General features: G+C 73.6%; 6 protein-coding genes. 5 read left to right on the forward strand and 1 reads right to left on the reverse strand.

The annotated features are described in order from the left end of the window. Positions 1-2 precede the first annotated feature (2 nt). Positions 3-1,370, reverse strand: a complete 1,368-nt coding sequence (locus ECOMGDLI_RS35575) for a lytic transglycosylase domain-containing protein (protein WP_198955253.1) — start codon at positions 1,368-1,370, stop codon at positions 3-5. 209 nt (positions 1,371-1,579) lie between these two features. On the opposite strand from ECOMGDLI_RS35575, the gene ECOMGDLI_RS28160 reads away from it, so the two are divergent. The 5 genes from ECOMGDLI_RS28160 to ECOMGDLI_RS28180 form a co-directional block, all read left to right on the forward strand. Then, positions 1,580-2,011, forward strand: coding sequence for a hypothetical protein (locus ECOMGDLI_RS28160; RefSeq protein ID WP_088320164.1), 432 nt, complete (start codon positions 1,580-1,582; stop codon positions 2,009-2,011). Continuing rightward, positions 2,008-3,063, forward strand: coding sequence for a phosphate ABC transporter permease subunit PstC (gene pstC, locus ECOMGDLI_RS28165; RefSeq protein WP_198955254.1), 1,056 nt, complete (start codon positions 2,008-2,010; stop codon positions 3,061-3,063). Before ECOMGDLI_RS28160 ends, pstC begins: the two co-directional genes overlap by 4 nt. 2 nt (positions 3,064-3,065) lie before the next feature. Further along, on the forward strand, positions 3,066-4,328 hold a 1,263-nt coding region (gene pstA, locus ECOMGDLI_RS28170; RefSeq protein WP_233153659.1), incomplete at its 3' end, for a phosphate ABC transporter permease PstA. A gap of 140 nt (positions 4,329-4,468) precedes the next feature. Continuing rightward, positions 4,469-6,100, forward strand: a complete 1,632-nt coding sequence (pstS, locus tag ECOMGDLI_RS28175; protein ID WP_088320166.1) for a phosphate ABC transporter substrate-binding protein PstS — start codon at positions 4,469-4,471, stop codon at positions 6,098-6,100. Next, on the forward strand, positions 6,097-8,463 hold a 2,367-nt coding region (locus ECOMGDLI_RS28180; protein ID WP_088320167.1), incomplete at its 3' end, for a hypothetical protein. The genes pstS and ECOMGDLI_RS28180, both read left to right, overlap by 4 nt.

An 8,463-nucleotide genomic window follows, 5' to 3' on the forward strand; every position in this document is an offset into this window, starting at 1 on the left:
GGTCAGTCCCGACCGGTCGGGCCAGGACGTCCTGCGGGGGCCGGAGGCGGGTCGGCGGTCGTCGGTGCAGGCGGCGGGGCCGTGTCCTGCGGGGAGGGGCTCACCGGGTCCGGTGCCGGCGGCGTGGTGGCCGGGTCCGTCGGCGTCGGGGGCACCGCGGTCGTGGGGTCGGGCGCCGGCGAGGACGTCGTAGGTCCGCCCGGGTCCGCCGCTGCCGTCGTCGAGGGTGCCGGGTCCGGGCTGGTCGTGACGGTCGGGGACGGCGACCCCGTCGTCGGGCCGGTCGCCGGCCGGGTCGGGCGCTGGCCGGGCAGCGTCGAGGTGGGCAGCGGCGACGCGGAGGCCGACGCGGACGGCGACGGCAGCGGTGCCGGCGGCACGGGGGTCACCGGCGTGACCGGACCCGGCGGCCGCTGCGGGCTCGCGGTCTCGCCCTTCGGCGGCTTCACGCCGGCGGGCGGTGCCGGCACCGGGACGGCGCGGCCCGACGCGTACGTGTCGGCCAGCCCGAGCACGAGCGCGGCGTAGCTCGAGGAGTGGTTGTACCGCAGGACGGCGCTCCAGCGGTCCGCCCGCCTGGTGAGGTCCTTGCCGCCGGCGCAGAGGTACCGGGCCGTCCCGAGCGCCGCGTCGTCGACATCCTGAGGATCGGCGCGGCGGTCGCCGTCGCCGTCCGCGCCGAAGTGCTTCCACGTGCCGGGGAGGAACTGCATCGGGCCGACGGCGCGGTCGAACGCGCGGTCGCCGTCGTAGGCACCGTTGTCGCTGTCCCGGATGGTCGCCCAGCCTTTGCGGGAGCCGTCGAGGCGGGGCCCGAGGATCGACGGGACGACGCGACCGCTCGCGGTGACGCCGGACCCGGCGAACCTGCCGTGGTTGCTCTCGACCCGTCCGATGCCCGCGACGAGCGACCAGTGGATGCGGCAGCCGGGATCCGTCCGGGCCATCATCTGCGCCGCCGCGACGTACGACTGCAGCACCCGGACGGGGATGCCGGACCGGCTCAGCCGGAACGTCGGCGTGACGTCCCCGACCGCGGGCACCGCCGGGACGGTCGCGACGTCGTCCGCCGTCCCGCCGCCCTGGGTGATCGTGAGGACCTGGAGGTCGCCGCCCGAGGGCAGCACGGGCGAGGTCGGGTCGAGCGGGACGACCTGGCCGCCCTGGCCCTGCGCCACCGGTGCGGTGAGCGTGTCGAGCCACTCGGCGTCGCCGGCGTTGACGCCGACGGGTTCGTAGACCGCCGGGGACGTCGCGGCGGCCACCCCCATGCTGCCGAGCAGCAGGAGCGTCGGAGAGCAGACGAGCGCCCCCCAGAGCGCAGGACGTCGGTAGCGGGCGGGCAGCGCGATCCGGAAGGTCGGTCCCATGCTCGTCACGGTAGGCAACCGCGGGCGGGGACGGCGGGGGGTGCGTGCGGGTCTGTCCTGACTCTGCGTCGGCCTTCATCCGGCCCACGTCCGGCGTTCAGCCACGGGGGGCAAGCCCGTTGCCGTCCCCCCACGACTCTTGCATCGCCAGGTCAGCTGGCATCCGGGCCGGACCACCGGCCGTGGCGTGGCGGCGCAGGAGGACGGCGATGAGCGGACCCCGGTTCGTGCTGGTGTCGGGCGTCCTCGCCTCCGGCGCCCGCAGGACGTCCTGGCCCGACCGGTCGGGACTGACCGGCGAGCCCGGTTCGGGCGGCCGGTGGGTCGCGTGGCGGCTGCTCGGCCGGAACAACCACGAGCTCGGCCGCAGCGCCGTCGTGTTCCCGACCGCCGAGCACGTGGTGGACGACGTCACCTCCGTCCGTGCCGGTGCCGACGACCTCACCGTCGCGATGCTCGCGGACGGCGTCCAGGCCGAGTGGCGCTGGCGGCTCCTGCTCGACGGCCGGGTCGTCGCCGTCTCGTCGCGCAGCTACCTGCGCCAGCGCGAGTGCCACTACAGCGCCTCGATGTTCCGGCAGGCGCTGCCCGCGTCCACCGTCCCCGTGGTCGTCACGGGACCCGCGGAGCTCACCCGGTGACGACCTCTCCCGCCCCGCCGACCGGCCCGTCCGTGCCGGCCACCACGCGACCCCCGGTGCCCGACCCGGCGGCCGACGAGCGCAGGGTGCGGCCGGCCGGCACCTCCGGGGTCGCCGACCGGGCTTTCGGCACGCTCGCCCGGCTCAGCGGGACGGCGGTGCTCGTCATCACCGGGACGGTCGGGCTCTTCCTCGCCGTCCAGGCGGTCCCGGCGCTGCGCGCGGCCGGCTGGGGCTTCGTCACGACCCAGGCCTGGGACCCCGGCGCCGGTCCCTTCGGCATCGCGGCGATCCTCTTCGGCACGGTGATGATCGGGCTCGTCGCGATCGTCATCGCGATCCCCTTCTCGATCGCGACGGCGCTCTACATATCCGAGTACGCACCGGCCGGTCTGAAGCGCACGTTCATCAGCCTCGTCGACCTCATGGCCGCCGTGCCGAGCGTCGTCTACGGCCTGTGGGGCGTGTACTTCCTCCAGGAACGCGCCGTCGGCGTCGCCCAGTGGATGTCGGTGTACCTGGGCTGGATCCCGGTCTTCGAGGTCCCGGGCCGGGACCCCCGCGACCCGCTGGCGTCGCTGACGGACTTCAAGTCCTCGATCTTCATGGCGGGCATGGTCGTCGGCATGATGATCACCCCGATCATGACCTCGATCATGCGGGAGGCGTTCTCGCAGGCGCCGCAAGGGGAACGCGAAGGGGCGTACGCGCTCGGGGCGACCCGCTGGGGCATGATCCGTGACGTCGTGCTGCCCTTCGGCCGCGGCGCCGTGATCGGCGGCACGATGCTCGGTCTGGGCCGGGCGCTCGGCGAGACCATCACCGTCGCGATGATCATCTCCCCGGTGTTCCAGATCCAGTGGACCCTGCTCGCCAAGGGCGGCATCTCGGTCTCGTCCCTCATCGCGCTGCAGTACGGCGAGGCCGAGGGGCTCAGCCTCTCGGCCCTCTTCGCCGCCGGCCTCGCGCTGTTCCTCATGACCATGGCCGTGAACTTCGGTGCCTCCGTCGTCGTGAACCGCAGCCGTTCCGGCGCCGCGAGCGAGGCCTGACCGTGACCGTGGACCTCACCCGCCCCGGCGTCCCGGCGCAGGGTCCCGCCACCGTCGCCGACAGCCGCCGGACGACGGTCCGGCCGGCCTCGGCGGTCGTCGACCCCGCGCCCGAGCCGCGCCGTGTCCTGTCCTCGGTCCGGGTGAGCGACGTTCTCGCGCTCGTCGGCTCGGCGGCCGGTGCCGCCGGGCTCACCTGGACGATCTTCACCCAGCTCGCACCGTTCTCCGGCCGGCTCGGTGCGGTCGTCGTCTGGTACGTCTGCTTCCTCGCGCTCTACGCGATCCTCGTCTCGTTCGACGAGAGCGGGCAGGCGGTCAAGGACCGGATCGCCGGTGCCGTCGTGCACAGCTTCGCGGCGGTGCTCCTCGCGGTCCTCGGGTTCGTCGTCTTCTACGTCGTCATCCGGGGCGTGACGGCCCTGGTGCACCTGAACTTCTTCACGAAGGACCTGTCCGTCACCGGCCCGCTCGAGCCGCTCACGAGCGGTGGTGTCGTGCACGGGATCGTCGGGACGCTCATGGAGATCTCCATCGCGCTCGTCGTCGTCGTGCCCCTCGGGCTCACGTGCGCGGTGTTCCTCACCGAGTTCCCGGGACCGTACGCCCGCGTCGTCCGCACGGTGGTGGAGGCGATGACGGCGCTGCCGTCGGTCATCGCGGGTCTGTTCGTCTTCAGCCTCTACGTGCTCATCCTCGGCTTCCCGCGATCCGGGTTCGCGGCTGCGCTGGCGCTCGGGGTGATGATGCTGCCGATCATCGTGCGGGCCGCGGACGTCGTCCTGCGGCTCGTCCCGGGCTCGCTCAAGGAGGCCTCCCTCGCCCTCGGCGCCAGCCGGTGGCGGACCGTCTGGACGGTGACGCTCCCGACGGCGAGATCCGGCCTCGCGACCGCAGTCATCCTCGGAACGGCGCGCGGCATCGGCGAGACCTCCCCGGTGCTGCTCACCGCCGGCTTCGGGGCGAGCACCAACCTCGACCCGCGCGAAGGGCCGATGGTGTCCCTGCCGCTGCTGGCCTACGAGCTGCGGCGGATCCCCGAGGACGCGATGATCGCGCGCGCCTTCGGCGCCGGGACGACTCTCCTGCTGCTCGTCCTGGTGCTCTTCGTGCTGGCCCGCACGATCGGCGGTCGTGGTGCCGGCGTCCTCAGCCCTCGCCAGCAGCGCCGGGCCGCGAAGCGGTCCGCGGACGACGCGGCCCGGCTCGCCGCCGCCGCGCACGCCCGGCGGCGAGGGCCGCGTCGGGCTGCCAGGTCTGCAGGANCGCACGCCCGGCGGCGGGCCGCCGAGGGGCCGGTCCTGCAGACCTGGCAGCCCGACGCGGCCCTCGCCGCCGACCCTCCGCACCCGGACGGACGGACCCCGTGAACCGGCCACGACCCATGCGACACAAGGAGTTCCCCATGCATGCCAGGCGCGTGAGCCGCGTCCTCGGCGCGGTGCTCGTCACCGGGCTGGCCCTGCTGCTGGCCACGGGCCCGGCGCAGGCCGCGACCTACGTCCCCATCTCCGGCGCCGGGTCGACCTGGTCCTCCAACGCGGTGACCCAGTGGGCCGCGAACGTCCGCCAGAGCGGTATGACGGTCAACTTCCAGGCGAACGGCTCCAGCGAGGGCCGCAAGCTCTTCCGGCAGGGCGTCACGGACTTCGGGGTCAGCGAGATCCCGTACAACCAGCAGGACAGCCGGGGCGGCTCCGACCCGGCACCTAACTTCGGCTACGCGTACATGCCGATCGTGGCCGGTGGTACCTCCTTCATGTACAACCTGAGGATCGGCGCGAAGCGCGTCGACAACCTGCGGCTGTCCGGCGACACGATCGCCAAGATCTTCACCGGCGCGATCAGGACCTGGTCCGACCCCGCCATCAAGGCGGACAACCCCGGCCTCACGCTCCCGGCCCGCAAGATCATCCCGGTCGTCCGGTCGGACGGCTCCGGGACGAGCGCGCAGTTCACCCTGTGGATGAGCAAGCAGCACCCCGCCATCTGGGACGCCTACTGCCGCAAGGCCGGGCGCTCCACCCCGTGCGGGCTCACCTCGTACTACCCGCTCGTGCGCGGGCTCGGGTTCACGGCGCAGAACGGCTCGGTCGGCGTCGCCGGCTACGTCGCCTCGCCGACCGCCGAGGGCGCGATCACCTACGTCGAGTACTCCTACGCGCTCAACCAGCGGTTCCCGGTCGCGAAGGTCCTCAACAGGGCGAACTACTACGTCCCGCCGACCCCGCAGGCGGTGGCGGTCGCCCTCACCGGGGCCCGGATCAACACCGACAAGACGTCGCCGCTGTACCTCACGCAGATCCTCGACGGTGTCTACGACAACGCGGACAAGCGCGCGTACCCGCTGTCCAGCTACAGCTACATGGTCCTGCCGACGCAGAGCCAGGGCCGGTTCACCGCGCAGAAGGGCAAGACGCTCGGGGACTTCAGCTACTACTTCCTCTGCGAGGGGCAGCAGCTCGCGCCACGGCTGGGGTACTCGCCGCTGCCCATCAACCTCGTCCGGGCAGGGCTGGACCAGGTGAAGCGGATCCCGGGTGCGGACACCGCGAAGAAGGACATCGCGAGCTGCAACAACCCCACCTTCTCCAAGAGCGGCGAGAACACCCTCGCCAGGACCGCGCCGCAGCCCGCGTCCTGCGACCGCAAGGGCGGCACCCAGTGCTCCGCGAACGGCGCTCCGGTGAAGGCCGGCAGCGGCTCCGGCAACGGGTCCGGCAGCGGCGCCGGCACCGGCGCGGGCACCGGGGGTGCCACCGGCGGGGGCGCGGCCGAGGGCTCCGGGACGGGCGCAGCCGCCGGTGGCGACGGCAGCGGAACAGGTGTCGCCGCGGACGGCGGCGTCCCGGGCGGTACCGACGGCGCCGTGACGACCATCGGCAACGGCGAGGTCACGGCGCTGCCGGTCACACTGGCGTCCGACTACACCGGGGGCCCGTCCCGCACGACGCTCATGGTGATCGCCGCCGGGCTGCTCCTCGGGGTCACGGTCGGTCCGCCGGTCATCGCCCGCCGGATGGGGCGGGGCCGGTGAACGCCCCGCCCGACGACGACTGGGTGCCGGCACCGTACGTGCCCGTGCCGACGGCGTGGTCGCGGCACCGGCCGACGGTCCTGGCGGGAGCGGTGGGGATCGTCCTGGCGCTGTTCGTCTCCGCCGCGCTCCCCGGCCCGGTGGGGGCCGCCGTCCGCGGGGGGCTCGACCGGATCCGGCTGGCGGCGTCCGGTGGTTCCCCGTCGACGTCCGCCACCGGGCCGACGGGCGCTCTCGCCGTCGGCACCGCGACGAGCAGCGCGATGACGCTGCGCGGCACCGGGCCCTTCGCGGACCTCGCCGTCTCGGTGAGCCAGACCAAGAACCTCGTCAACCAGAACATCGCCGTGTCCTGGCGCTGGTCCGGCGCCGACAAGCACCCAACCCGGCTCGACGGCTCGACGATCCTCGCCAACTACATGCAGGTCATGCAGTGCTGGGGGGACACCGCCCCGGACCGGACCCGTTGCGTCTACGGCGGTTTCAGCAACACGAGCAGCTCCTTCACGAGCACGCGGTTCATCTTCCCGCCGGCGCTCGGCGCCGCGTCGCCCGGTCCGGTCGACCCGGCCGAGACCGTCGACCTCTCCTCGACGGACTACGTCAAGGAGGGGCAGCGTGACGTCCGGGTCCCGTTCGCCGCGGTGAACGGCGACCTGCTGACCCACGAGGAGCTGGACCCGGACAAGAACCCGCTGTTCGGCGAGCTCACGACGAACGAGATCCCGCAGGCCAGGACGCGGCCCGACGGAACGGGTTTCGAGACGTTCGAGACCCTGACCTTCCGCGAGAACGACGGTCTCGGCTGCGCCGACGTCGTCACCTCCGGTGCCGCCAAAGGGCAGCCGCGCCGCTGCTGGCTCGTCGTCGTCCCCCGGGGCGAGACCGAGGTCGACGGCCGCAGCTACCTCGACATCCCCAACCGGCAGCTGCAGTCCTCCCCGCTGAGCCTGACGAACTGGAACCGCAGGCTCGCCTTCCCGCTGGGTTTCCAGCCGGTCGGGCAACCCTGCCCGCTGGGGGCGAGGCAGCAACCGGTCGGTGGCGTGGAGACCTCGACGCAGGCGGTGCTGCGTTGGCAGCCGGCCCTGTGCGCCGGCGGGGGCACCGTCTTCAGCTACACCAAGCTGCCCGACGCCGTCGTCGAGAGCGGGCTCACCGGCTCCGACGCCGGGGCCAACGGGCTGGGCTTCCTCAACGAGCCCCTCACCGGTGAGGTGCCCTCGGACCGCACGCTGGTGTACGCGCCGGTCGCGGTGTCCGGCGTCGCGATCGTGGCGCTCGTCGAACGCCAGGTGGCCTCCGGTGCCCCGGCCGACGTCGCCGCGAGGGCGGGGGAGCGGATCGACGACCTACGGCTCACCCCGCGCCTGGTCGCCAAGCTGCTCACGCACTCCTACGTCAAGAACGTCAGCCTTCGTGCCGGGTACCTCGCCCGGAACCCGGTGACGATCGAGCGTGACCCCGAGTTCCTCGCCCTGAACCCCGAGTTCGCGACGCTGGCCAACTCCAGCATCGAGCTGAGGATCCCCACCGGAGTCTCGTACACCACCCAGCTCGTCTGGGAGTGGATCGAGGCGGACGAGGAGGCCCGCGACTTCGTGGCCGGTGTGCCCGACCCGTGGGGCATGCGTGTGAACCCCTTCTTCCAGGGGACCGACATCCCGCAGCAGAGCTTCCCCAAGGTGGACCCGTTCTGCGACCGGGACCCGAACCTGCCCGACCTCCCGCTGTGCGCGCTCGACCTGCACCCGTACGTGTCGGACTTCTTCGAGGGCGCGCAGGCGGTCGTGCGCGGTGTCAGCGGTGAGCGGACCCGCAACCTCGCGGCCGTCCCGCCGACGACGGCCGCGGTCCCCCGGCAGCGGTCGGGAGAGCGGAACCTGCTCGGCATCACCGACACCGCGACGGCACAACGGTTCCTGCTGCCGTCGGTGAAGCTCCGCAACCGTGCCGGGCAGTTCGTCGCCCCGACGTCCGCGAGCATGCAGGCCGCCGTCGCCGCCTTCGGGCGGACGTCGGCCCCCGGCGTCACGCTGCCCGACTCCGAGGCCGCGACGCGGGACGCGTACCCGCTGACGGTCGTCACCTATGCGGTCGCCGCCCCGAACCAGTTCACCGCGGCGGCAGCGAAGCAGTACGCCGCCTTCGTCCGCTACGCGGCCGGGCCCGGCCAGGTCCCGGGCAGCGCACCCGGCACGCTCCCGGACGGGTACGCCCCCATGACCGCGGCGCAGCGGGCCGCGGCCCGGGCCGCCGCCGACCGGATCCAGGCCCGAGTGGGCCCGAAGCAGGCCGCGCCCGAACCCGTCCCCGACGTGACGCCCGCGCCGGAGCCCCCGCCGTCGGCGGCGGGGGCTCCG

Origin of the sequence: Kineosporia sp. R_H_3, assembly GCF_002198675.1 — a bacterium.
Lineage (GTDB): Bacteria > Actinomycetota > Actinomycetes > Actinomycetales > Kineosporiaceae > R-H-3.

Excerpts from the sequence above, each read along its gene's own strand:
- pstS (WP_088320166.1), top strand. The coding sequence starts at position 4,469 with ATGCATGCCAGGCGCGTGAGCCGCGTCCTCGGCGCGGTGCTCGTCACC.
- ECOMGDLI_RS35575 (WP_198955253.1), bottom strand. The coding sequence starts at position 1,370 with ATGGGACCGACCTTCCGGATCGCGCTGCCCGCCCGCTACCGACGTCCT.
- ECOMGDLI_RS28160 (WP_088320164.1), top strand. The coding sequence starts at position 1,580 with ATGAGCGGACCCCGGTTCGTGCTGGTGTCGGGCGTCCTCGCCTCCGGC.